This is a genomic window from Streptomyces sp. NPDC007872 (assembly GCF_042868165.1).
GTDB lineage: Bacteria > Actinomycetota > Actinomycetes > Streptomycetales > Streptomycetaceae > Streptomyces.
In genome coordinates, this window is the sequence record NZ_JBIAEA010000011.1 from 76,555 (window position 1) to 99,743 (window position 23,189).

Consider the following 23,189-nt stretch of genomic DNA (forward strand, 5'->3'; position numbering starts at 1 on the left):
GGGCGGGCCGCACGCGTGAGCGGCCGACCCCGCGGCGGGCGGGGTCCCCACCGGGCAAGCCCTAGTCTGTACCGGTGAGCGACACCACCGGTTCCGAAACCCCCGACGCCCTCCTCGGCCCCGCCGACATCCGTGAGCTGGCCGCCGTCCTCGGCGTGCGCCCCACGAAGCAGAAGGGCCAGAACTTCGTCATCGACGCCAACACCGTCCGGCGGATCGTCCGCACGGCCGGGGTGCGTCCCGACGACGTGGTCGTGGAGGTGGGCCCCGGTCTCGGCTCCCTCACCCTGGCCCTCCTGGAGGCCGCGGACCGGGTGACCGCCGTCGAGATCGACGACGTGCTCGCCGCCGCGCTGCCCGCCACGATCGAGGCCCGGATGCCCGCCCGCGCCGACCGCTTCGCGCTCGTGCACTCCGACGCCATGCTGGTCCGGGAGCTCCCGGGCCCGGCGCCGACCGCGCTCGTCGCGAACCTGCCGTACAACGTGGCCGTGCCCGTCCTGCTGCACATGCTGGAGCGCTTCCCGACCATCGAGCGGACCCTCGTCATGGTCCAGGCCGAGGTCGCGGACCGGCTCGCCGCCCGGCCGGGGAACAAGGTGTACGGCGTGCCGTCGGTGAAGGCCAACTGGTACGCCGAGGTGAAGCGGGCCGGCGCCATCGGCCGCAACGTCTTCTGGCCCGCGCCGAACGTCGACTCCGGCCTGGTCTCCCTGGTCCGCCGCGCCGAGCCGCTCGCGACCACCGCCACCCGGCGGGAGGTCTTCGCGGTCGTCGACGCGGCCTTCGCGCAGCGCCGCAAGACCCTCCGCGCGGCCCTCGCGACCTGGGCGGGCTCCCCGGCGGCGGCCGAGGAGGCCCTGGTGAAGGCCGGGATCTCGCCGCAGGCGCGCGGCGAGGCCCTGACGGTGGAGGAGTTCGCGCGGATCGCGGAGGCGAAGGCATGAGCGGCGGTACGGAGGCGGTGGACGGCGGTGCCGGCGGTACGGAGCCGGTGGAGGCCGCTGTGGAGCCGGTGCGTGGCGCTACCGGCAGTACGGACCCGGTCGGCGGCGGCACACAGGGCGGCGGCACACACGGCGGCGGCGGGCCGCGCTCCGTCACCGTCCGCGTCCCCGCCAAGGTCAACGTCCGGCTCGCGGTCGGCGCCGCCCGCCCCGACGGCTTCCACGACCTGGCCAGCGTCTTCCTCGCGGTCTCCCTCCACGACGAGGTGACCGCCACCCCCGCCGAGACGCTGACGGTCACCTGCGAGGGTCCGGACGCCGACAAGGTGCCGCTCGACCGCACCAACCTCGCCGCCCGCGCCGCCGAGCTGCTCGCCGCCCGGCACGGCATCGCCCCGGACGTGCACCTGCACATCGCCAAGGACATCCCGGTGGCCGGCGGCATGGCCGGCGGCAGCGCGGACGGGGCGGGCGCGCTGCTCGCGTGCGACGCGCTCTGGGGCCTGGACACCCCCCGCGCCGAACTCCTCGACATCTGCGCCGAGCTGGGCTCCGACGTGCCGTTCAGCCTGGTCGGCGGGGCGGCGCTGGGCACCGGCCGGGGCGAGAGGCTGACGGAGCTGCCGGTGGGCGGCGACTTCCACTGGGTGTTCGCCCTCGCGGACGGCGGGCTCTCGACCCCGGTCGTCTTCGGCGAGTTCGACCGGCTCACCGAGGGCACGGACGTCCCCGAACCGGCCGCCCCGCCCGCCCTCCTGGAGGCCCTGCGCACCGGCGACACCACCGCCCTCGCGGGCACCCTCGCCAACGACCTCCAGGCCCCGGCGCTCTCCCTGCGCCCCTCGCTCGCCGCGACCCTGGCGGCCGGCACCGACGCGGGCGCCCTCGCCGCACTGGTCTCGGGCTCGGGCCCGACGACCGCGTTCCTGGTGAAGGACGCGGAGGCGGCGAGGACGGTCGCCGCCGCCCTGACCGCCTCGGGCACCTGCCGCACGGCCCGCACGGCGACGTCCCCGGCGGCGGGCGCGACGATCCTGGCGCCCTGACGCCCGCGTCCCGGCGGGACGGCCGCCCGCACGGGCGGTCCGAGCGCCGCCGGGCCCGTCACGGACACCCGGCGGGCGAGCGGCCGTGCCGACGTACCCTGGACGTCGATCGATCACCCCGTACAGGAGTCAACGTGGCCGTCAACCTGGTCAATGTCGAGAACGTCAGCAAGGTGTACGGCACCCGTGCCCTGCTCGACGGCGTCTCGCTCGGCGTCTCCGAAGGGGACCGGATCGGGGTCGTGGGCCGCAACGGCGACGGCAAGACCACCCTCATCCGGATGCTCGCCAGGCTGGAGGAGGCCGACACCGGCCGCGTCACCCACAGCGGCGGCCTGCGCCTGGGCGTCCTCACCCAGCACGACTCGCTCGACCCGAAGGCCACCGTCCGGCACGAGGTCATCGGCGTCATGGCCGACCACGAGTGGGCCGGCAGCGCCAAGATCCGCGACGTGCTCACCGGCCTCTTCGGCGGGCTCGACCTGCCCGGCTTCGAGCACGGCCTGGACACCGTCATCGGCCCGCTCTCCGGCGGCGAGCGGCGCCGGATCGCGCTCGCCAAGCTCCTCATCGAGGACCAGGACCTCATCGTCCTCGACGAGCCCACCAACCACCTCGACGTCGAGGGCATCGCCTGGCTCGCCCAGCACCTCCAGAACCGGCGCTCGGCGCTCGTCTGCGTCACCCACGACCGCTGGTTCCTCGACCAGGTCTGCACCCGCATGTGGGACGTGCAGCGCGGCGACGTGCACGAGTACGAGGGCGGCTACTCCGACTACGTCTTCGCCCGCGCCGAGCGCGAGCGGATCGCGGCCACGGAGGAGGTCAAGCGGCAGAACCTGATGCGCAAGGAGCTGGCCTGGCTGCGGCGCGGCGCCCCCGCCCGCACCTCCAAGCCGCGCTACCGCATCGAGGCCGCCAACGAGCTGATCGCCGACGTGCCGCCGCCGCGCGACACCAGCGAGCTGATGAAGTTCGCCAACGCGCGCCTGGGCAGGACGGTCTTCGACCTGGAGGACGTGACCGTCACCGCCGGACCCAAGGAGCTGCTCAAGCACCTCACCTGGCAGCTCGGCCCCGGCGACCGCGTCGGTCTGGTCGGCGTCAACGGCGCGGGCAAGACCTCCCTCCTGCGGGCCCTCGCGGACGCGGCCGCCAGCGGCGGCGAGGTCCAGCCGGCCGCCGGCCGGATCGTCGTCGGCAAGACCGTCCGGCTCGCCTACCTCTCCCAGGACGTCACCGAACTCCCCGGCACCCTGCGCGTCCTGGAGGCCGTGCAGCAGATCCGCGACCGGGTCGACCTCGGCAAGGGCCGCGAGATGACGGCCGGCCAGCTCTGCGAGCAGTTCGGCTTCTCCAAGGAGAAGCAGTGGACGCCGGTCGCGGACCTCTCCGGCGGCGAGCGCCGCCGCCTCCAGTTGCTGCGCCTGCTCATGGACGAGCCGAACGTCCTCTTCCTCGACGAGCCCACCAACGACCTCGACATCGAGACCCTGACCCAGTTGGAGGACCTCCTCGACGGCTGGCCGGGCTCCATGGTCGTCATCTCCCACGACCGGTTCTTCATCGAGCGCACCACGGACAAGACGTTCGCCCTGCTCGGCGACCGGACGCTGCGGATGCTGCCGCGCGGCATCGAGGAGTACCTGGAGCGGCGCCGCAGGGCCGTCGAGGCGTCCGTCCCGGCGCCCGCCGCCCCGCCCGCGCAGCAGAAGCCGGGCGTCTCGGCCGCGGACGCCCGCGCCGCGAAGAAGGAGCTGCAGAAGGTCGAGCGGCAGCTCGACAAGGTCTCCGAGAAGGAGACGAAGCTGCACGCGCGGATCGCGGACGACGCCACCGACTTCGAGAAGGTCGCCAAGCTCGACGCGGAGCTGCGGGACCTGGCCGCGGAGCGCGAGGAGCTGGAGATGCGCTGGCTGGAACTGGCCGAGGACGCATAACGAGGGCATTACAGGCCGGTCCTCCCTTGGGAACAAGGGGTGGACCGGTCGCTTTTGCGCCATTGCGTGAGTGGTAGAAAGAAAACCCGTTCACGCCTAGGGGGAACCAGTCATGACGCAGCCGCCCAGCAACCAGCCGCCGGGGGGCTTCGGAGCCCCCCAGGACCCGGACCAGCCCCCGGGCCGGACTCCGCAGCCGGGACAGCCGCCCGTACCGCCGGTTCCGCCGCAGGCGCCGCCGGTCCCGCCCGCCCCGCCGACCGCGCCCGGCCCCTACGGGCAGGCCCCGCAGCAGCCCGCGCCCGGGTACGGCTACCCGCAGCAGCCCGGCCAGCAGCCCGGCCCGTACGGGCAGCCGGTGCCGCCGCCCTACGGCTACCCGCAGCAGGGACAGCCGCAGCCCGGTCCGTACGGCCGGCAGCCGAACCCCTACGGGGGCTACCCGACCCAGCCCGGCTACCCCGGCGCCCCGACCCCGCCCCCGCCCGGCGGCGGCGGTCCCTCCAAGAACCGGACCGCCCTCGTCGCCGGTGTGGCCGCCGCCGCCGTCCTGATCGCCGCCGTCACGACCTGGGCCGTCGTCGGCGGCGGGGACGACGAGAAGGACCCGGTGGCCGGCCCCACCGCCACGGCCGCCCCGACCTCCGGCGCCCCCAAGCCCACCGCGTCGGTGGACGAGGGCGACGGCTCCGGCGACGGGAGCAACGGCGACGACGACCTCAACGCGGGCCGCCAGGCCGGCGAGGCCAAGGTGAACTGGCTGCTCAAGAACACCGTCGACCTGCCCCGCAACGGCGCCGACGTCCACGGCCCCTGGATCGCCGGCGACACCGTCGTCAAGGCCATGTACAAGAGCGTCCAGGGCTACGACCTGAACACCGGCGCCGTGAAGTGGACCGTCGACCTGCCGTTCGAGCTGTGCGCGGCCCCGCCGGAGCCCTCCGCCGGGGGCCTCATGGCCTTCGGGTACCAGCAGAGCGCCAAGGAGGGCGCCGACTGCACCGAGCTCCAGCAGATCGACCTCAAGACCGGCAAGGCCGGCTGGAAGAAGTCCATCCCCAAGCCCACCGGCCTCTTCGCCTTCTCCGACCACACCCTGGCCATCAGCGGCAACACGCTCACCGCGGCCGGCAGCAGCAGCGCGTACGGCTTCTCCCTCACCGACGGCCGGCAGCTCTTCAAGGGCGCCACCACCGGCTGCAAGCCCTTCGCCTACGCGGGCGGCAAGAAGCTGTTCGCCGCCATGAACTGCCCCTCGGGCGACGCCTCCAAGAAGGTCCAGGCGATCGGCGAGGTCGACCCGAACACCGGAAAGCCCAAGTACACCTACCAGTTGAAGGCGAACTGGGAGATCGACAAGGTCTACTCGGTCGACCCGCTGGTCGTCTCGGCCCGCCAGCGCGAGCCGGAGCAGTGGGCCATCTTCTCGCTCCGCCCCGACGGCGGGCTCCGCTCGAACGTCCAGGGCGGCAAGAACGACAAGTTCGGCCCCCGGTGCGGCGGCGGCTTCGTCGTCTTCGGCAAGAACCTCCAGGGCTGCACCGGCGTCGCGGCCGACGCGAACAACCTCTACATGGCGACCGAGACCAAGTACGGCACGCCCAACGAGGTCGTCGCCTTCGACCTGAACACCGGCAAGGCCAAGTGGCGTTCCAAGGCCCCCGGCGAGCAGACCATGAAGCCGCTGCGCATGGAGGGCTCCGAGGTCCTGCTGTACGTGGAGGCCGCGTACGGCAAGGGCGGCGCCGTCGCCACCCTCGCCCCGACCGGCGGCGCGCCGAAGGTCCTGCTCCAGCACCCGGCCTCCACCGCCGAGATCGAGAACAACTTCTACGATGCGGCCTACGCCTACGGCAACGGCACCTTCGTCCTGGCGAGCGGACGCGTCTCCGCCTCCAACGACAAGGAAGAGAAGCTGGTCAAGACGATGATGGCCTTCAGCAAGTGAGGTACACGGACCGATGACGCAGCCACCCCCGCCCCCGCCGAACCAACCGCCGGACCCACAGGGCGGCTTCGGGGCCCCGACGCCTCCGCCGCAGGAGCCCGGCTACGGCTACCCGCAGCAGCCCGGACCCGGTTACGGCTACCCGCAGCAGCCCCCGGCCGACCAGGGCCACGGCCATCCGCAGCAGCCGCCGGCGCCCCCGCAGCAGCCCCCGTACGGCTACCCCGGGCAGCCCCAGCCCGACCAGGGGTACGGCTACCCGGCGCAACCGCAGCAGCCGCAGGCCCCGTACGGCTACCCGACGCAGCCCCAGCAGCCGCAGTACGGCGGGTACCAGCAGCCCGCCCCGCCGGCGCCCGGCGGCAAGAAGCTGTCCGCGCAGCTCCAGATCGTCATCGCGGCGGTCGTCGCGATCGCCCTGATCGTCGGCTTCGGCATCTGGTACGCCCGGTCCGGCGACGGCTCCGAGGAGGCCAAGGGCCCCGACGGCACCGCGCAGGGCTCCACGGCCGGCGGCGGCGGCGACACCGGCGACACCGGCGGCAAGGGCGGTGGGGGCGGCAAGGAGAAGGCGCCCGCCGACACCGGGGCGAAGGTGGCCTACACGGTCGCCCAGCCGAAGGTCCCGGACGTCACCGACGTCTCCGGCTCCTGGGTCACCGACAAGGCGTTCGTGAAGCCGGGCCTCAACTCGCTGGTCGCCTACGACCTGGACAAGGGCGGCGTCCTGTGGACGCTGCCGCTGACCGGCCAGGTGTGCGGCGCCTCGCGCCACGTCAGCGCCGACAACAAGGTGCCGATCCTCTTCGAGGCCGCCAAGCGGGTCGCGCCGCGCTACTTCCAGCAGTGCACCCAGGTCGGCGTGGTCGACCTGAACACCGGCAAGCTGGTGTGGTCCGACGCGGTCTCCGTCGGCGACGACAAGGCGCGCTTCAGCGAGGTCACGCTCAGCGGGACCACCGTCGCGGCCGGCGGCACCGACGGCGGCGCGGCCTTCGACCTCGCCAGTGGCAACCCGCGCTGGAAGCCCAAGGCCGAGGACGACCACTGCTACGACCTGGGCTACGGCGGTGGCGAGGGCCTCGTCGCGGTCCGCAAGTGCGGCACGTACGACAGCCCGAGCGTGCTGATCCAGAACCTCGACCCGGTGTCGGGCAAGCCGCTCTCGCAGTTCAAGATGCCGGCCGGCGTCAAGTACGCCTCGGTCGTCTCCACCAAGCCGCTGGTCGTCGCGGCCGACGTCGGCGAGACCGCCGGCGACGGCAGCGGCATCTCGGACTTCTTCTCGATCGACGAGAGGACCGGGAAGCTCAAGGCGAAGATCACGGCGGACGCGGAGCAGTACGCGGCCCGCTGCCGCACCACCCAGGTCGAGTCCTGCGAGCAGGCGCTCGTCGGCAACGGCAAGCTGTACGTGCCGACCGAGGAGCACGAGGGCGGCAGCGGCGAGTACGGCGACGAGACCAACGAGATCATCGCCTTCGACCTGGCCACCGGGCGCACGGTGCCGGAGAAGGCCGACGCGGGCGACAAGTACACCTACGTCCCGATGCGGATGGACGGCGCCAACATCATCGCCTACAAGGAGGCGCCGTACGACAAGGGCGGCCGGATCGTCTCGGTCGACGGGGCCACCATGAAGGAGACGCTGCTCCTGGAGAACCCGGCGGACCGGACGACCGGGAACCCGGAGCGCAGCTTCAGTCTGAACGGTGCCGAACTCCGGTACCGGGACGGCCGGTTCTTCATCTCGGACCGGCTGATCAGCAAGCCCAGGGAGTCGGGCACCGGCCCCAAGGAGTACCTGCTGGTCTCCTTCGCCGTCCCGCGCTGACGGCGGTTCCGCACGGCCGACGGGCCCCTCCGGTGATCCGGAGGGGCCCGTCGGCCGTTTCCGGCGCCCCCGGTCCGCCGTCCGGTCCGTCGTTCGGGCGGCCTGTGTCCGGGATTGGCGGGATACGGGGCGGGGGAGCGTGTAGCTTGCCGGGTTCAGGCCCGCCGGACCTCCGGCGGGTCCGGAGGAGGGGGAATGACCGGGATGGGCGTACGCCTCGTGGTGGTCGACGACCACCGGCTGCACGCGGAGGCGCTGGCCTCGGCGCTGAAGCTGCGCGGGCACCGGGTGCTCGCGGCGGCCGCGCCGGTGGCGGGGGTGGCGGAGCTGGTGGTGAGCCGGGCGCCGGAGGTCTGCCTCCTGGGCACGGCGGCGCCGGACGGGCCGGGGGTCTTCGACCCGGTCGCGCGGATCAAGCGGGAGCGGCCGCAGGTGGCCGTGGTGGTGCTCGGCCCGGTGCCGTCGCCGCGCGGGATCGCGGCGGCGTTCGCGGCCGGGGCGTCCGGGTACGTCCGCCACGACGAGCGCATCGAGGGGGTCGAGCGGGCCCTGGTGAAGGCCAGGGCGGGGGAGACGGCGGTGGCGCCGCAGTTGCTCCAGGGCGCCTTCGCGGAGCTGCTGCACCCCTCGGAGCAGCCGGACGACGAGGGGCAGCGGCTGCTGCGGCTCCTGACGCGGCGGGAGGTGGAGGTCCTCGTGCGGGTCGCGGAGGGGGAGGACACCCGGCTGATCGCGCGGGGGATGGGGATCGCGCCGAGCACGGCCCGGACGCACGTGCAGCGGGTCCTGATGAAGCTGGAGGTCGGCTCCCGCCTGGAGGCGGCGGCCCTGGCGGCCCGCACGGGCCTCCTGGACCGGGCGGTCCCCCGCGCCCGGGGCGCCTCCTAGGGGATGTGCGAACGGGACCGGGGCGGACCTCGCCATTGACGCCGATGTTTGAATGTGATTCTTTGTGCGTGGTTGTGTTTGATCGCGCTTGGTCCTGCCCGGAGGGCATCCCGTGAAGAAGACCGTCACCACGCTCGCCGACGGGCGCGAGCTCATCTACTACGACGCGCGCGAGGACACCGTCCGCGACGCCGTCGACCCCCGCCCCCTCACCCGCGTCGTCTCCCGCTCCGAGATCCGGTACGACGAGCTGACCGGCGACCCGGTCACCGTCGCCTCCCACCGGCAGGACCGCACCTACCTCCCGCCGGCCGACGCCTGCCCGCTCTGCCCCTCCCGGGACGGCCGCGAGAGCGAGATCCCCGAGAAGGGCTACGAGGTGGCGGTCTTCGAGAACCGCTTCCCCTCCCTCTCCGGCGGCGTCGGCCGCTGCGAGGTCGTCTGCTTCACCGACGACCACACGGACTCCTTCGCCGACCTCACCGAGGAACGGGCCGCCCTCGTCCTCGCCGCCTGGACCGACCGCACCGCCGCACTCTCCGCCCTCCCCGGCGTCGAGCAGGTCTACTGCTTCGAGAACCGGGGCGCCGAGATCGGCGTCACCCTGCCCCACGCCCACGGCCAGATCTACGCCTTCCCCTACGTGACGCCCCGGACGGCCGCCGTGCGGCGCCGGATCGACGCGCACCGGGAGGCGACCGGACGGAACCTCTTCGACGACGTCGTCGCCCGGGAGAAGGCCGACGGCGAACGGGTGGTCCTGGAGACCGACCACTGGATCGCCTTCGTGCCGTACGCCGCCCACTGGCCCTACGAGGTGCACCTCCACCCCAAGCGGCGGGTGCCCGACCTGCTCGCCCTCGACGACGCCGCCCGCACAGAGTGCCCACAGGTCCTTCTGGAACTCTTGGGGCGCTTCGACCGGATCTTCGGCCCGGACGAGCCGCCGACCCCCTACATCGCCGCCTGGCACCAGGCGCCGTTCACCGACGGGCGGCGGGAGGACTTCGGGCTCCACCTGGAGCTCTTCACCGTCCGCCGGGCCCCCGGCAAGCTCAAGTTCCTCGCGGGCACCGAGTCCGGCATGGGCGCGTTCATGAACGACGTACGGCCGGAGGACGCGGCCCGACGACTCCGAGAGGTGGCACGCGCATGACCGAGAGGTATCTGGTGACGGGCGGGGCGGGATACGTGGGGAGCGTCGTCGCCGCCCACCTCCTGGAACGGGGCCACCGGGTCACCGTCCTCGACGACCTCTCCACCGGCTTCGCCGAAGCCGTCCCCGAGGGCGCCGAGTTCGTCGAGGGACGCGTCCAGGACGCCGCGGCGTGGCTCGACGGCTCCTACGACGCCGTCCTGCACTTCGCCGCCTCCTCCCAGGTCGGCGAGTCCGTCGCCAAGCCGGAGAAGTACTGGGAGAACAACGTCGGCGGCACCATGGCCCTGCTCGCCGCGATGCGCGCGGCCGGGGTCCGCCGGCTCGTCTTCTCCTCCACCGCCGCCACCTACGGCGAGCCGGAGACCGTGCCGATCCCCGAGACCGCCCCCACCGCCCCCACCAGCCCCTACGGGGCGAGCAAGCTCGCCGTGGACCACATGATCGGCGGCGAGTGCACCGCCCACGGCCTGGCCGCCGTCTCGCTGCGCTACTTCAACGTGGCCGGGGCGTACGGCCCGTACGGCGAGCGACACGAACCCGAGTCGCACCTGATCCCGCTCGTCCTCCAGGTCGCCCTGGGCCGCCGCGAGGCGATCTCCGTGTACGGCGAGGACTACCCGACCCCGGACGGCACCTGCGTCCGCGACTACATCCACGTCGCCGACCTCGCCGAGGCCCACCTGCTCGCCCTCGACGCCATGACGGCGGGCGAGCACCTGATCTGCAACCTGGGCAACGGCAACGGCTTCTCCGTCCGCGAGGTCGTCGAGACCGTACGGAAGGTCACCGGCCACCCGGTCCCCGAGGTCGTCGCCCCGCGCCGCCCCGGCGACCCGGCCGTCCTCGTCGCCTCCGCCGGCACCGCGCGCGAACGGCTCGGCTGGACCCCCTCCCGCCCCGACCTGGCGGACGTCGTCACCGACGCCTGGGCCTTCGCCCGGAGCGGGGAAGGAGAGCGCCCGTGAGCGTCGCGGCCGGATTCGAGAGCCTCTACGGGAAGACCCCCGACGGGGTCTGGGCGGCCCCCGGGCGGGTCAACCTCATCGGGGAGTACACCGACTTCAACGACGGCTTCGTGCTGCCGTTCGCCCTGCCGCACACCGCCGTCGCCGCCGTCGCCCGCCGCGACGACGGCGTCCTGCGGCTGCACTCGGCCGACGTCGACGGCGGGGTCGTCCAGCTCGACGCGGCGGCCCTGGAGCCGCTCTCCGGCGGCAACTGGGCGGCCTACCCCGCCGGGGTCGTCTGGGCGCTGCGGGAGGCCGGGCATCCGGTGACCGGGGCCGACGTGCACCTCGCCTCGACCGTGCCGACCGGCGCCGGGCTCTCCTCCTCGGCCGCCCTGGAGGTCGTCACCGCGCTCGCCCTGAACGACCTGTTCGGACTCGGCCTCTCCCGGCCGGAGCTGGCCCGGATCGCCCAGCGCGCCGAGAACGCCTTCGTCGGCGTGCCCTGCGGGATCATGGACCAGATGGCCTCCGCCTGCGCCGGGGAGGGCCACGCCCTCCACCTGGACACCCGCGACCTGTCGTACCGTCACGTCCCCTTCGACCCGGCCGCCGAGGGGCTGACGCTGCTCGTCGTCGACACCCGCGTGAAGCACGCGCTCGGGGACGGCGCGTACGCCGAGCGGCGCGCCGGGTGCGAGGCGGGCGCGCGGGCGCTCGGCGTGCGCGCCCTGCGCGAGGTCGACGCGGCGCACCTGCCCGAGGCCCTCGCCCGGCTGGACGACGAGAAGGTCCGGCGGTACGTGCGCCACGTCGTCTCGGACAACGCGCGCGTGGAGCGGACGATCGCGCTGCTCGACGCCGGGGACCCCCGGGCGGTCGGCCCGGTCCTCACCGAGGGCCACGCCTCCCTCCGGGACGACCTGCGGGTCTCCTGCCCCGAACTGGACCTGGTGGTCGGGGTGGCGAACGCGGCCGGGGCGCTCGGCGCCCGGATGACCGGCGGCGGCTTCGGCGGCTCGGCCGTCGTCCTGGTGGAGGCCGACCGGGCGGAGAAGGTCACCGCCGCCGTCGAGGAGGCCTTCGCCGCCGCCGGGCACACGGCCCCGGGCGTCTTCCCGGCCCTCCCCTCGGCGGGCGCCCGCCGCCTCTGAGGAGACCTGCCGCCGCCGGGAGGGTCCGCCGGCTTCGAGGAGCCCTTTCCGGGCACGGTCCCCGGTGGTTCCGGCCGCCCGCTCCCGGCAGTTCCGCGATTCGGCCCCCGCCATGGCGCCCCGCCCCTACCCTGAGGGGCAGCGCCGGCGGGGGCCGGCGCCGTTCAGGGGGCGAGGCCCGCGGGGTACGGCGCCGTGAGCGGGGTATCCATCCACGCACGGCGGCGGCCGTGCCCACGACGGACCCGCCTCCGGCGCCGTGCCCGCGCCGGTCCGTTCCTCGACGCATGGGGGTGTCCGTGGCCCGTATCCGGGTCCTGGTGGTGGACGACCACCGGATCTTCGCCGAGTCGCTGGCCGCCGCCCTCGCGGCCGAGCCGGACGTCGACGTCGCCGCGGCGGGCAGCGGTCCGGCCGCCCTGCGCTGTCTGGAGCGCGGCGCGGCGGAGGGGCGCAGGTTCGACGTGCTGCTCGTCGACGCCGAGCTGGGCGCCGGCCCGCCCGGGTCGGCCCCGGCCCGCGCGGTGCCCGACGACGGCGCGGTCGACGGGATCTCCCTGGTGGCGGGGGTGCGCCGGGCCCAGCCCGCCCTCCGCACCGTCGTCCTCGCGGAGAAGGACGACCCGCACCGGGCCGCGCTCGCCCTCCAGGCCGGGGCGTCGGGCTGGGTCGCCAAGGACTGCTCGCTCCAGCGGCTGCTCGCGGTGGTGCGGGGGGTCCTGCGGGACGAGACGCACCTGCCGCCCGCCCTGCTCACGGGCGTCCTGCGGGAGCTGACGGCGGCCCGCAAGCACCGCACGGACAGCGAGCGGCTCGTGGAGTCGCTGACCCCGCGCGAGCGGGAGGTGCTGCGCTGCATGGTCGCGGGCCTGGGCCGCAAGGCGGTCGCCGAGCGCCTCTTCCTGTCCCCGCACACCGTCCGCACCCACATGCAGAACGTGCTGGGGAAGCTGGGCGTGCACTCGACCCTGGCGGCGGTGGCCCTGGCCCGCCGGGCGGGCGTGGGGCCCGCGGAACCGCTGCCCGCGGCCGCGGTCGTCCTAGCCGGGGATGTTGTCGAACGGGGCGGTCAGCCGGCGTAGCAGGGCGGCCAGTTCGGTGCGCTGGGCGCCGGAGAGCCGGGCCAGGATGGCGCGCTCCTGGGCGAGGAGCCCGGCGAGCGCCTCGTCGGCGCGGTCGCGGCCCTCGGGTGTGAGCCGGACGAGGACCCCGCGGCGGTCGCTGGGGTCGGGGAGCCGCTCGACGAGGCCCTTCTTGGTGAGCCGGTCGATGCGGTTGGTCATGGTCCCGGAGGTGACCAGGGTCTGGGTGAGGAGCTGGCCGGGGGAGAGCTGGTAGGGCGCTCCGGCGCGGCGCAGCGAGGTGAGGACGTCGAACTCCCAGGGTTCGAGCTGGTGCTCGGAGAAGGCGAGCCGACGGGCGCGGTCGAGGTGCCGGGCGAGCCGCGAGACGCGGCTGAGCACCTCGAGCGGTTCCACGTCGAGGTCGGGGCGCTCGCGGCGCCATGCTGCGACCAGTCGGTCGACCTCGTCCTCCATGACGATCAGTGTAGAGGGTCTGTTGACATAAAGTCTCTTCAGGTCAAGTTTCTTTACCTAAAGATTCTTGTTCTCAAGATATACTTACCCGTGCGGTGGGGAAGGGACCCGGCCGGAACACCGTTCCGTTTCGGCCATTCGTTCCAGCAAGGGGGCTTCGAAGATGCATTCCGTGGAATCCGCCGCGCCAACCTGGGATCCACAGCAGTACCTCCGCCACTCCGGACACCGCGCCCGGCCCTTCCTCGACCTGCTCGCCCGAATACCGCACCTGCCGGCCCAGGACCGGCCCGCCCGCATCGCCGACCTCGGCTGCGGCCCCGGCAACGTGACGGTCCTCCTCGCCGACCGGTGGACCGACGCGCACATCACCGGGTTCGACCTCTCGCCCGAGATGCTGGAACGGGCCGAGAAGGACTGGGCGGGGACCACCCGGGGAGGCGGCTGGATCGACTTCCGGTCCGCCGACGCGGCCCACTGGGTCCCGGACGAACCCTACGACCTGATCGTCTCCAACGCCGCCCTCCAGTGGGTGCCCGATCACCCCGAGTCCTTCGCCCCCTGGATCGCCGGGCTCCGCCCCGGCGGCACCCTCGCCTTCCAGGTCCCCGGCAACTTCGTCTCGCCCAGCCACGCCCTGCTCGGCGAACTCTGCGACGCCCCCGAGTGGCGCGCCCGCCTCGGCGACCAGGGCCGCCGCTTCGTCCACGTCCTCGACACCGCCGACTACCTCACCCGCCTCGTCGACCTCGGCTGCGAGGCGGACGTCTGGGAGACCACGTACTGCCAGCTCCTCCAGGGCGAGGACCCCGTCCTCGACTGGGTCAAGGGCACCGCCCTGCGCCCCGTCCTCACCACCCTGGGCGACGACCGGGAGGCGGTCGACGCCTTCCTCGGCCAGTACCGCGCCCTCCTGCGCGAGGCCTACCCGCCCGGCCCGCACGGGACCGTCTTCCCCTTCCGGCGGATCTTCGCCGTCGCCCGCAGGCCGGACTGACCGCGCGGCGGACCGGACGCGCGGACGCCCCGCACCGGAACTCCGGTGCGGGGCGTCCGCTGTGCGCAGGATGTGACTAGTACATGCCGTTGTAGACCTGGTAGCCGTAACCGATCTTGGCCCGCGGCGCGAAGTAGTTCTTCGCCGCGCCGCCGTCGAAGCGGTACAGGTCGCCGGAGGGGGTCGCGGCGACGAAGTCGCCCTTGCCGTCACCGGTCAGGTCGCCCGTGCCGACGAGCTTGCTGTAGGCGTTGAAGCCCTCGCCCAGCTTGATCCTGGAGTCGAACGGCCTGTCCGGCTTGCCCGTGCCCGGGAACAGGTACAGCGTGCCGGTCTTCGTCCGCGCCAGGACGTCCGTACGGCCGTCGTTGGTGTAGTCGCCCGCGCCGAAGATCCAGTTGTACGTGTCCCAGCCGCGGCTCACGTGGACGCGGTTGTACAGCTTCGTCCCCCGCCAGTGCGTCTGGTACAGGTACAGGTTGCCGGACCGGTCCCGCGCGAGCAGGTCGCCCGAGCCGTCGCCGTTCAGGTCACCGGGACCGGCGAGCAGGTTGTAGACGCCCCAGCCGCCGCCGAAGTCCTTGTTCTCGACGTACAGGTGCCCGTTCCAGACGTCCAGGATGTCGGACTCGCCGTTCGGGTCGAACGAGGACGCGTTGGTGATGTTCGCCCCCGCCCAGTTGCCGGCGTTCTCGAGGTACTCGCGCGCGCTCAGCCTGCCGTTGTTGAGCGAGTAGTACCAGTAGAGGCGGCCCGCCTTGTCGCGCGCGAGCAGCTCCTCCTTGCCGGTCGCCGGGAGGTTGCCCGCGCCGGCGAACTGGGAGACGCCGGCCCAGGCGCCGGGCTTGCTGATCGTCTCGATCGTGTCGTAGGTCCCCGTGCCCGAGCCGCCGTAAGCCCGCAGCGTGCCGTCCTTCTCGCGCGCCCAGACCTCGGTGTCGCCGTCGCCGTCCTGGTCGTCCACCGGCACGATCTGGTTGAACCTGTTCCAGCTATGTCCCATGTGGACGGGCGCCTTGAACGGGTTCAGCGCGTCGCCGGTGCTCCCGTAGAACTTCAGGGCGCCGTCGGGCGTACGGGCCAGGACGTCGCCCTTGCCGTCGCCGTCGTTGTCGCCGAGGCCGACGATCTGGTCGTAGACCTGCCAGCCGTGACCGACCAGGACCCGGCCCATGAACGGGTACGACGGGTCGCCGGTCGCCAGGAAGATGTAGAGGTCGCCGCCGTACGTGCGGGCCATCAGGTCCGCGCGCCGGTCGCCGTTCACGTCGCCCGGCGAGAACACCTTGTTGTAGATGTGGAAGCCACCGCTGCTCCAACGCCTCTGCGAGAAGCCGGTCGTGGAGGCGTTGCCGTACAGCTCCACCCCACCGACCACCGAGACCGTCAGGATCTCCGGCCGGCCGTCGCCCAGGTCCAGGTCGCCGAGCGGGACCATCTCCTTGACGAAGTCCTTCGAGTCGCCGGCGCGGGCGAACTCCACCGCCTGGGTCCGCGTGACGAACGTCAGCTTGCCGTTGAGGTCCCGCACGAGCAGGTCGCTCTTGCCGTCGTTGTCGACGTCGGAGCGGGGGCCGGCGCCCAACGGGGCGGTGGTGGTGTGGGCCCCCGCGCGGGGGCCGGCCTCCGCGGCGGCCTGCGGGGTGCTCGGCATCAGCGGCTGCGCGGCCGCCGGACGGTCCGTCCCGCCACCGGAGCCCGACATCGGCGCACCGGCCGACGCGGGCGTCGCGAGCAGCATGCCCGCGGAGACGGCGAGGGCCGTGCACGCCGCCAGGCGGCGCGCACGGGTGAAACGCGAAGAGAACATGGAGATCCCCCCCAGGGATCAGAGTGCGTACGGAACCCGGGTCGGGGCTCACGCGGACGCCGGACGGCGTCAGGGCGCGTGAGGACACGCGTGAAGACGACCTCGCCCGAACGGCGGAACACCCCCCCGGATGTTGAACGCGAGTCTACCTGTGAGCGCTCCCGGCGCCAGAGGGAATACCTCCCGACCGGATCCACCGCGCCCGGCCCATCCGCCGTATCCGGCCCACCTGCCGCGCCCGGCCCATCCGCCGCGCCCGGCCCTCTGCCCCGCCGGTTTCCGGCCCTCCGCCCGCCGCACCCGGCCCGCCCGGCTCAGCTCTTCCGGTGCCCTATCAGCCGCGGCTTCTGCTCCAGGCCGTCCAGACCGTGCCACGCCAGGTTCACCAGGTGCGCCGCGACCTCCGCCTTCTTCGGCTTGCGGACGTCCAGCCACCACTGGCCCGTCAGGGCCACGCTGCCCACCAGCGCCTGCGCGTACAGCGGCGCCAGCTTCGGATCGAACCCCCGCGCCTTGAACTCCAGGCCCAGGATGTCCTCCACCTGCGTGGCGATGTCACTGATCAACGAGGCGAACGTGCCCGTCGACTGCGCCACCGGCGAATCCCGCACGAGGATCCGGAAACCGTCCGTGTAGTTCTCGATGTAGTCGAGCAGCGCGAACGCCGCCTGCTCCAGGAGCTCCCGCGGATGCCCCGCCGTCAGCGCCCCCGTCACCCCGTCCAGGAGCTGGCGCATCTCCCGGTCGACCACCACCGCGTACAGCCCCTCCTTGCCCCCGAAGTGCTCGTACACCACCGGCTTGGAGACCCCGGCCTTCGCCGCGATCTCCTCCACCGACGTGCCCTCGAAGCCCTTCGCGGCGAACAGCGTGCGGCCGATGTCGAGCAACTGCTCCCGGCGCTCCGCGCCCGTCATCCGCACCCGGCGCCCGCGCCGGGGCTTCTGCTCTCCGCCGCTGCCGCCACTGCCACCGGTCCTGCCCTCGATCGCCACGTCTTCCATCATGCCGCGTCTGCGGACACGCTCTGGCGGCGGGCTTCGATGCGGGACTTCGCCGGCCAGCGCACGTCGTACGCCCAGCCCGCCTTCTCGAACCAGCAGATCAGCCGCGCGCTGGAGTCGACCTGACCGCGCAGCACCCCGTGCCGCGCCGACGTCGGGTCCGCGTGGTGCAGGTTGTGCCACGACTCGCCGCAGGACAGGACCGCCAGCCACCACACGTTCCCCGAACGGTCGCGCGACTTGAACGGACGCTTGCCCACCGCGTGACAGATCGAGTTGATCGACCACGTCACGTGGTGCAGCAGCGCCACCCGCACCAGCGAACCCCAGAAGAACGCCGTGAACGCGCCCCACCACGACCACGTCACCAGACCGCCCACCAGCGGCGGGATCGCGAGCGACACCACCGTCCACAGCACGAACTGGCGCGAGATCGCCCGCAGCGCCGGATCCTTGATCAGATCGGGCGCGTACTTGTGCTGCGGCGTCCGCTCCTCGTCGAACATCCAGCCGATGTGCGCCCACCACAGGCCCTTCATCAGCGCCGGAACCGTCTCCCCGAACCGCCACGGCGAATGCGGGTCGCCCTCCGCGTCCGAGAACTTGTGGTGCTTGCGGTGGTCCGCCACCCAGCGCACCAGCGGCCCCTCCACCGCCAGCGACCCCATGACCGCCAGCGCGATCCGCAGCGGCCGCTTCGCCTTGAACGAACCGTGCGTGAAGTACCGGTGGAAACCGATCGTGATCCCGTGGCAGCCGATGAAGTACATCGCCACCATCAGACCGAGGTCCAGCCAGCTCACCCCCCACCCCCACGCCAGCGGCACCGCCGCGAGGATCGCCAGGAACGGCACCACGATGAACAGCGTCAGGGCGATCTGCTCGACCGACCCCTTCCGGTCACCGCCGAGCGTGCCGAAGGGCGGCGCCCCGGCGCCGCCCGGTCCGTCCGGCGCCTCGGGCGCCGAGGTCATCTCGGGGCTCATGGTCATGGGTCTCCCTTGGGGGGTGAGGGCAGAAGGGGTGACGCGCGCGGAAACGCGCACGTGAACGGCCCCGTGGCTACGGCTCCGTAACCTACGGTGTCGTAAGTATGGCAGCGTCGTGGCGCGCGGCAAGAGGGCACGAGAGGGGCCCGGCCGCCACCGGAGGGACGGCCACCTATCCTTGATGCGTCGGACAGCGCGGTCCGCAAGCCTCCAGAACACCTCCAGACGTGCTCAAACACTGCAAGGAGCCCGCACCTGTGAGCAGTGCCGACCAGACCCCCACCGCCAGCGCCGAGCTGCGCGCCGACATCCGCCGACTGGGCGACCTCCTGGGCGAGACCCTCGTCCGGCAGGAGGGCCACGAACTCCTCGACCTCGTCGAGCGCGTCCGCGGCCTCACCCGCGAGGACGGAGAGGCCGCCGCCGAGCTGCTCCGCGGCGTCGAACTCGAGACGGCCGCCAAGCTCGTACGCGCCTTCTCCACCTACTTCCACCTCGCGAACGTCACCGAACAGGTCCACCGCGGCCGCGAACTGCGCGAGAGGCGCGCCGCCGAGGGCGGCCTCCTCGCCCGCACCGTCGACATGCTCAAGGACGGCGACCCCGAGCACGTCCGCGAGACCGTCAAGAACCTCAACGTGCGGCCCGTCTTCACCGCGCACCCCACCGAGGCCGCCCGCCGCTCCGTCCTCAACAAGCTGCGCCGGATCGCCGCCCTCCTGGAGACCCCGGTCGGCCAGAGCGACCGGCGCCGCACCGACCTGCGCCTCGCCGAGAACATCGACCTCATCTGGCAGACCGACGAGCTCCGGGTCGTCCGCCCCGAGCCCGCCGACGAGGCCCGCAACGCCATCTACTACCTCGACGAGCTCCACGCGGGCGCCGTCGGCGACGTCCTGGAGGACCTCGCCGCCGAACTGGAGCGCGTCGGCGTCGAGCTGCCCGCCGGCACCCGCCCCCTCACCTTCGGCACCTGGATCGGCGGCGACCGCGACGGCAACCCCAACGTCACCCCCCAGGTCACCCGCGACATCCTGATCCTCCAGCACGAGCACGGCATCACCGACGCCCTCGAACTGGTCGACTTCCTGCGCGGACTCCTCTCCAACTCCATCCGCTACACCGGAGCCACCCCGGAGCTCCTGGAGTCCCTCCGGCGCGACCTCGACCTCCTCCCGGAGATCAGCCCCCGCTACAAGCGCCTCAACGCCGAGGAGCCCTACCGCCTCAAGGCCACCTGCGTCCGGCAGAAGCTCGTCAACACCCGCGAGCGCCTCGCCACCGGCACCGCCCACCAGGAGGGCCGCGACTACCTCGGCACCGCCGAGCTGATCGACGACCTCACCCTCATCCAGACCTCGCTGCGCGAACACCGCGGCGCGCTCTTCGCCGACGGGCGCATGGACCGGGTCATCCGCACCCTCTCCGCCTTCGGCCTCCAGCTCGCCACCATGGACGTCCGCGAGCACGCCGAGGCCCACCACCACGCCCTCGGCCAGCTCTTCGACCGCCTCGGCGAGGAGTCCTGGCGGTACGCCGACATGCCCCGCGACTACCGGCAGAAGCTCCTCGCCAAGGAGCTCCGCTCCCGCCGCCCCCTCGCCCCCACCCCGGCCCCGCTCGACGCCGCCGGACAGAAGACCCTCGGCGTCTTCCACACCGTCAAGGAAGCCTTCGAGCGCTTCGGCCCCGAGGTCATCGAGTCCTACATCATCTCGATGTGCCAGGGCGCCGACGACGTCTTCGCCGCCGCCGTCCTCGCCCGCGAGGCCGGCCTGATCGACCTGCACGCCGGCTGGGCCAAGATCGGCATCGTGCCGCTCCTGGAGACCACCGACGAGCTCAAGGCCGCCGACGTCATCCTCGACGCCATGCTCGCCGACCCCTCCTACCGGCGCCTCGTCTCCCTCCGCGGCGACGTCCAGGAGGTCATGCTCGGCTACTCCGACTCCTCCAAGTTCGGCGGCATCACCACCTCCCAGTGGGAGATCCACCGCGCCCAGCGGCGCCTGCGCGACGTCGCCCACCGCTACGGCGTCCGCCTCCGCCTCTTCCACGGCCGCGGCGGCACCGTCGGCCGCGGCGGCGGCCCCTCCCACGACGCGATCCTCGCCCAGCCCTGGGGCACCCTGGAGGGCGAGATCAAGGTCACCGAACAGGGCGAGGTCATCTCCGACAAGTACCTCATCCCGTCCCTCGCCCGCGAGAACCTCGAACTGACCGTCGCCGCCACCCTGCAGGCCTCCGCCCTGCACACCGCGCCGCGCCAGTCCGACGAGGCCCTCGCCCGCTGGGACGCGGCCATGGACACCGTCTCCGACGCCGCCCACACCGCCTACCGCAAGCTCGTCGAGGACCCCGGCCTGCCGGCGTACTTCCTCGCCTCCACCCCCGTCGACCAGCTCGCCGACCTGCACCTGGGCTCACGGCCCTCCCGCCGCCCCGGCTCCGGCGTCTCCCTCGACGGACTCCGCGCCATCCCGTGGGTCTTCGGCTGGACCCAGTCCCGCCAGATCGTCCCCGGCTGGTTCGGCGTCGGCTCCGGCCTCAAGGCCCTGCGCGAGGCCGGACTCGACCCCGTCCTCGGCGAGATGTACGAGCACTGGCACTTCTTCCGCAACTTCCTCTCCAACGTGGAGATGACGCTCGCGAAGACCGACCTGCGCATCGCCCGCCACTACGTCGACACCCTGGTCCCCGACGACCTCAAGCACGTCTTCGACACCATCGAGGCCGAGCACGAGCTGACCGTCGCCGAGGTCCTCAAGGTCACCGGCGGCGAGAAGCTCCTGGACTCCAACCCGGTCCTCCAGCAGACCTTCGCCATCCGCGACGCCTACCTGGACCCGATCTCCTACCTCCAGGTCGCCCTCCTCGCCCGCCAGCGCGCCGCCGCCGAGAACGAGGAGGACCCGGACCCGCTCCTCGCCCGGGCCCTGCTCCTCACCGTCAACGGCGTGGCCGCCGGCCTCCGCAACACCGGCTGACCCCACCCGCACGGACACGGCGAAGCCCCCGCCGGGAGAGATCCCGGCGGGGGCTTCCCCGTACGTACGGCGCAGAGGGCTCAGAGCGCGAAGAACGTCGCCACCAGCAGCCCCGCGCCCAGTCCCGCCAGCGACCACGCCGTCCGCGGCGACCGCAGCCCCCCGCCCACCAGCGGCGCCGCGAGCAGCAGCGCCCCGCCCAGCGGCAGCCACGCGTGCAACCCGCCGCCCCAGCCCGTCCGCACGCCCTCGTCCGTACCCGGCTTCACCACCACCGGAATCGTCATCCCCGGCCCCGCCGCCACCGAACGCCCTATCGACAGCGTCCTGCGCTCCGAACCCGGCACCCCCGGCACGTAACGCCCGCTGCACGCGTCCTCGCCGCAGGCCGTCACCGTCAGCGTCCCGTGCTCGCGCCCCTTGCCCAGTAGCACGTGCTGGGCCGAGGCCCACGAGGCCCACACGCCCGCGACGACGAGGAGCAGGGCGACCAGGGCCAGGGCGGCGTTACGGACGTGCGTCATGACCCGCGATCGTACAGTCGTACGCCCGTATCACCGGACCAGGAGTACGCACGCCGGTCCCAGGAGTGCGTACGCCGGCCTCAGGAGTTGTACGCCGACTGCGCCCGCTCCAGGCCCTCCGCCACCAGACACTCCACCGCGTCCGCCGCCCGGTCCACGAACCAGTCCAGGTCCTTGCGCTCCGTCGACGAGAAGTCCTTCAGGACGAAGTCCGCCACCTGCATCCGGCCCGGCGGACGCCCGATCCCGCACCGCACCCGGTGGTAGTCGGCCCCCATCGCCTTCGTCATCGACTTCAGACCGTTGTGCCCGTTGTCCCCGCCGCCCAGCTTCAGCCGCAGCACCCCGTAGTCGACGTCCAACTCGTCGTGGACCGCCACCACGTGCGCCGTCGGCACCTTGTAGAAGTCGCGCAGCGCCGTCACCGGACCGCCCGACAGGTTCATGTACGACATCGGCTTCGCGAGCACCACCCGGCGGCTCGAAGGCCCCGGCGGACCCATTCGGCCCTCCACGACCTGCGCCTGCGCCTTCTGCGCCCGCTTGAACGAACCGCGCATCCGCTCCGCGAGCAGGTCCACGACCATGAAGCCGATGTTGTGGCGGTTGGCCGCGTACTCCGGCCCCGGATTGCCGAGGCCGACGATCAGCCAGGGGGCGTTGGCGTCGTCCGTCATGTGCGTCAGGTCTCCTCGTATCCGTAACCCGTACATCCGTACCCGTACAAGAGAAACGGGGTGACGGGCCGCACGGCCCGTCACCCCGTCACGTCAGGCAGAGCCTACGGCTCAGGCCTCGTCGCCCTCGGCGGCGGCCTCGACGGCCTCGCCCTCGGCGTCCTCGGTGCCCTCGGCGGCCGGCTCCTCGGCCTGCGCGGCCAGGACCTGCAGGACGACGGCGTCGGCGTCGGTCACCAGGGTGGTGCCCTTCGGCAGCTCGATGTCCTTGGCGAGGACGGAGGCACCGGCCTCCAGGCCCTCGACGGAGACCGAGAAGGACTCGGGCAGGTGGGTGGCCTCGGCCTCGACGGAGAGCGTGTTCAGGACGTGCTCCAGGAGGTTGCCGCCGGCGGCCAGCTCGCCCTCGGCCTGGACCGGAACCTCGACGGTGACCTTCTCGCCGCGCTTCACCAGGATCAGGTCGACGTGCTCGAGGAAGCCCTTCAGCGGGTCGCGCTGCACGGCCTTCGGGATCGCCAGCTCCTGGCCCTTGCCGTCGATGTCCAGGGAGAGCAGGACGTTCGGCGTACGCAGGGCGAGCAGCAGCTCGTGGCCCGGGAGGGTCAGGTGGACCGGGTCCGTGCCGTGGCCGTAGAGGACGACGGGGACCTTGTTGTCACGGCGGATCTTGCGGGCGGCGCCCTTGCCGAACTCCGAACGGACGGAGGCGGCGATCTTGACCTCGGACATGTGGCACTCCTCGTAGAAGGTGACGGAAGACGAAGTCACCCGGCCACGACTGGCGATGGCCTGCTACG

At 72.9% G+C, this 23,189-nt stretch carries 19 protein-coding genes; 12 read left to right on the top strand and 7 right to left on the bottom strand.

The window, feature by feature from the left end:
* Window positions 1-74 precede the first annotated feature (74 nt).
* The 10 genes from rsmA to ACFYNX_RS30520 all read left to right on the top strand — a co-directional run bounded on the left by rsmA (window position 75) and on the right by ACFYNX_RS30520 (window position 12,945).
* Window positions 75-947 (top strand): 16S rRNA (adenine(1518)-N(6)/adenine(1519)-N(6))-dimethyltransferase RsmA, encoded by an 873-nt coding sequence (gene rsmA, locus ACFYNX_RS30475; RefSeq protein WP_388666025.1) that lies wholly within the window; start codon window positions 75-77, stop codon window positions 945-947.
* Window positions 944-1,993 (top strand): 4-(cytidine 5'-diphospho)-2-C-methyl-D-erythritol kinase, encoded by a 1,050-nt coding sequence (locus ACFYNX_RS30480; RefSeq protein ID WP_365545055.1) that lies wholly within the window; start codon window positions 944-946, stop codon window positions 1,991-1,993. The genes rsmA and ACFYNX_RS30480 overlap by 4 nt, the downstream gene beginning before the upstream one ends.
* A 134-nt stretch (window positions 1,994-2,127) precedes the next feature.
* The gene (locus tag ACFYNX_RS30485; protein WP_388666029.1) at window positions 2,128-3,933 is read left to right on the top strand and encodes an ABC-F family ATP-binding cassette domain-containing protein; all 1,806 of its coding nucleotides are present in this window, start codon (window positions 2,128-2,130) and stop codon (window positions 3,931-3,933) included.
* Window positions 3,934-4,045: 112 nt separating this feature from the next.
* Window positions 4,046-5,881 carry a PQQ-binding-like beta-propeller repeat protein gene (locus tag ACFYNX_RS30490; RefSeq protein WP_388666032.1) on the top strand — a complete coding sequence of 612 codons (1,836 nt, stop codon included), beginning with the start codon at window positions 4,046-4,048 and terminating at the stop codon, window positions 5,879-5,881.
* Between the two features lie 13 nt (window positions 5,882-5,894).
* Window positions 5,895-7,715, top strand: a complete 1,821-nt coding sequence (locus ACFYNX_RS30495) for a PQQ-binding-like beta-propeller repeat protein (protein ID WP_388666034.1) — start codon at window positions 5,895-5,897, stop codon at window positions 7,713-7,715.
* Window positions 7,716-7,919: 204 nt separating this feature from the next.
* Window positions 7,920-8,603: a LuxR C-terminal-related transcriptional regulator gene (locus tag ACFYNX_RS30500; protein ID WP_388666233.1), complete on the top strand. Its 684-nt coding sequence runs from the start codon at window positions 7,920-7,922 to the stop codon at window positions 8,601-8,603.
* Window positions 8,604-8,715: 112 nt separating this feature from the next.
* Complete coding sequence (galT, locus tag ACFYNX_RS30505) at window positions 8,716-9,759, top strand: galactose-1-phosphate uridylyltransferase (protein ID WP_388666036.1); 1,044 nt, start codon at window positions 8,716-8,718, stop codon at window positions 9,757-9,759.
* Window positions 9,756-10,727 carry a UDP-glucose 4-epimerase GalE gene (galE, locus tag ACFYNX_RS30510; RefSeq protein WP_365545041.1) on the top strand — a complete coding sequence of 324 codons (972 nt, stop codon included), beginning with the start codon at window positions 9,756-9,758 and terminating at the stop codon, window positions 10,725-10,727. Before galT ends, galE begins: the two co-directional genes overlap by 4 nt.
* The gene (gene galK / locus ACFYNX_RS30515; RefSeq protein WP_388666038.1) at window positions 10,724-11,863 is read left to right on the top strand and encodes a galactokinase; all 1,140 of its coding nucleotides are present in this window, start codon (window positions 10,724-10,726) and stop codon (window positions 11,861-11,863) included. The genes galE and galK overlap by 4 nt, the downstream gene beginning before the upstream one ends.
* A 299-nt stretch (window positions 11,864-12,162) precedes the next feature.
* Window positions 12,163-12,945 (top strand): response regulator transcription factor, encoded by a 783-nt coding sequence (locus tag ACFYNX_RS30520; RefSeq protein WP_365545035.1) that lies wholly within the window; start codon window positions 12,163-12,165, stop codon window positions 12,943-12,945.
* On the opposite strand, the gene ACFYNX_RS30525 is transcribed toward ACFYNX_RS30520, so the two are convergent.
* A complete protein-coding gene (locus ACFYNX_RS30525; protein ID WP_125661098.1) occupies window positions 12,904-13,401 on the bottom strand; it encodes a MarR family winged helix-turn-helix transcriptional regulator in 498 nt (165 codons plus the stop codon). The genes ACFYNX_RS30520 and ACFYNX_RS30525 overlap by 42 nt on opposite strands.
* A gap of 163 nt (window positions 13,402-13,564) precedes the next feature.
* On the opposite strand from ACFYNX_RS30525, the gene ACFYNX_RS30530 reads away from it, so the two are divergent.
* Entirely contained in the window at window positions 13,565-14,398 is an 834-nt protein-coding gene (locus ACFYNX_RS30530) for a trans-aconitate 2-methyltransferase (protein WP_388666041.1), read from the top strand.
* A 76-nt stretch (window positions 14,399-14,474) separates the two neighbouring features.
* On the opposite strand, the gene ACFYNX_RS30535 is transcribed toward ACFYNX_RS30530, so the two are convergent.
* The 3 genes from ACFYNX_RS30535 to ACFYNX_RS30545 all read right to left on the bottom strand — a co-directional run bounded on the left by ACFYNX_RS30535 (window position 14,475) and on the right by ACFYNX_RS30545 (window position 18,186).
* Complete coding sequence (locus ACFYNX_RS30535; RefSeq protein ID WP_388666043.1) at window positions 14,475-16,208, bottom strand: FG-GAP repeat domain-containing protein; 1,734 nt, start codon at window positions 16,206-16,208, stop codon at window positions 14,475-14,477.
* A 314-nt stretch (window positions 16,209-16,522) separates the two neighbouring features.
* Window positions 16,523-17,215: a TetR/AcrR family transcriptional regulator gene (locus ACFYNX_RS30540; protein WP_030216716.1), complete on the bottom strand. Its 693-nt coding sequence runs from the start codon at window positions 17,213-17,215 to the stop codon at window positions 16,523-16,525.
* Window positions 17,212-18,186: an acyl-CoA desaturase gene (locus tag ACFYNX_RS30545; RefSeq protein WP_388666236.1), complete on the bottom strand. Its 975-nt coding sequence runs from the start codon at window positions 18,184-18,186 to the stop codon at window positions 17,212-17,214. Before ACFYNX_RS30545 ends, ACFYNX_RS30540 begins: the two co-directional genes overlap by 4 nt.
* A 272-nt stretch (window positions 18,187-18,458) precedes the next feature.
* On the opposite strand from ACFYNX_RS30545, the gene ppc reads away from it, so the two are divergent.
* The gene (gene ppc / locus ACFYNX_RS30550) at window positions 18,459-21,188 is read left to right on the top strand and encodes a phosphoenolpyruvate carboxylase (RefSeq protein ID WP_365545024.1); all 2,730 of its coding nucleotides are present in this window, start codon (window positions 18,459-18,461) and stop codon (window positions 21,186-21,188) included.
* An 80-nt stretch (window positions 21,189-21,268) separates the two neighbouring features.
* Here ppc and ACFYNX_RS30555 read toward each other — a convergent pair whose 3' ends face one another.
* The 3 genes from ACFYNX_RS30555 to ACFYNX_RS30565 form a co-directional block, all read right to left on the bottom strand.
* The gene (locus ACFYNX_RS30555; protein ID WP_365545021.1) at window positions 21,269-21,712 is read right to left on the bottom strand and encodes a hypothetical protein; all 444 of its coding nucleotides are present in this window, start codon (window positions 21,710-21,712) and stop codon (window positions 21,269-21,271) included.
* Between the two features lie 80 nt (window positions 21,713-21,792).
* Window positions 21,793-22,389 (bottom strand): aminoacyl-tRNA hydrolase, encoded by a 597-nt coding sequence (gene pth / locus ACFYNX_RS30560; protein WP_365545019.1) that lies wholly within the window; start codon window positions 22,387-22,389, stop codon window positions 21,793-21,795.
* Between the two features lie 111 nt (window positions 22,390-22,500).
* Window positions 22,501-23,121, bottom strand: a complete 621-nt coding sequence (locus tag ACFYNX_RS30565; RefSeq protein ID WP_365545016.1) for a 50S ribosomal protein L25/general stress protein Ctc — start codon at window positions 23,119-23,121, stop codon at window positions 22,501-22,503.
* Window positions 23,122-23,189 lie beyond the last annotated feature (68 nt).

Coding starts and splice junctions, on each gene's coding strand:
- ACFYNX_RS30540 (WP_030216716.1), bottom strand. CDS start 17,215: ATGATGGAAGACGTGGCGATCGAGGGCAGGACCGGTGGCAGTGGCGGC.
- ACFYNX_RS30530 (WP_388666041.1), top strand. CDS start 13,565: ATGCATTCCGTGGAATCCGCCGCGCCAACCTGGGATCCACAGCAGTAC.
- ACFYNX_RS30535 (WP_388666043.1), bottom strand. CDS start 16,208: ATGTTCTCTTCGCGTTTCACCCGTGCGCGCCGCCTGGCGGCGTGCACG.
- ACFYNX_RS30500 (WP_388666233.1), top strand. CDS start 7,920: ATGGGCGTACGCCTCGTGGTGGTCGACGACCACCGGCTGCACGCGGAG.
- ACFYNX_RS30490 (WP_388666032.1), top strand. CDS start 4,046: ATGACGCAGCCGCCCAGCAACCAGCCGCCGGGGGGCTTCGGAGCCCCC.
- pth (WP_365545019.1), bottom strand. CDS start 22,389: ATGACGGACGACGCCAACGCCCCCTGGCTGATCGTCGGCCTCGGCAAT.
- ACFYNX_RS30555 (WP_365545021.1), bottom strand. CDS start 21,712: ATGACGCACGTCCGTAACGCCGCCCTGGCCCTGGTCGCCCTGCTCCTC.
- ACFYNX_RS30565 (WP_365545016.1), bottom strand. CDS start 23,121: ATGTCCGAGGTCAAGATCGCCGCCTCCGTCCGTTCGGAGTTCGGCAAG.
- ACFYNX_RS30545 (WP_388666236.1), bottom strand. CDS start 18,186: ATGACCTCGGCGCCCGAGGCGCCGGACGGACCGGGCGGCGCCGGGGCG.
- galE (WP_365545041.1), top strand. CDS start 9,756: ATGACCGAGAGGTATCTGGTGACGGGCGGGGCGGGATACGTGGGGAGC.
- ACFYNX_RS30495 (WP_388666034.1), top strand. CDS start 5,895: ATGACGCAGCCACCCCCGCCCCCGCCGAACCAACCGCCGGACCCACAG.
- ACFYNX_RS30480 (WP_365545055.1), top strand. CDS start 944: ATGAGCGGCGGTACGGAGGCGGTGGACGGCGGTGCCGGCGGTACGGAG.
- ACFYNX_RS30525 (WP_125661098.1), bottom strand. CDS start 13,401: ATGGAGGACGAGGTCGACCGACTGGTCGCAGCATGGCGCCGCGAGCGC.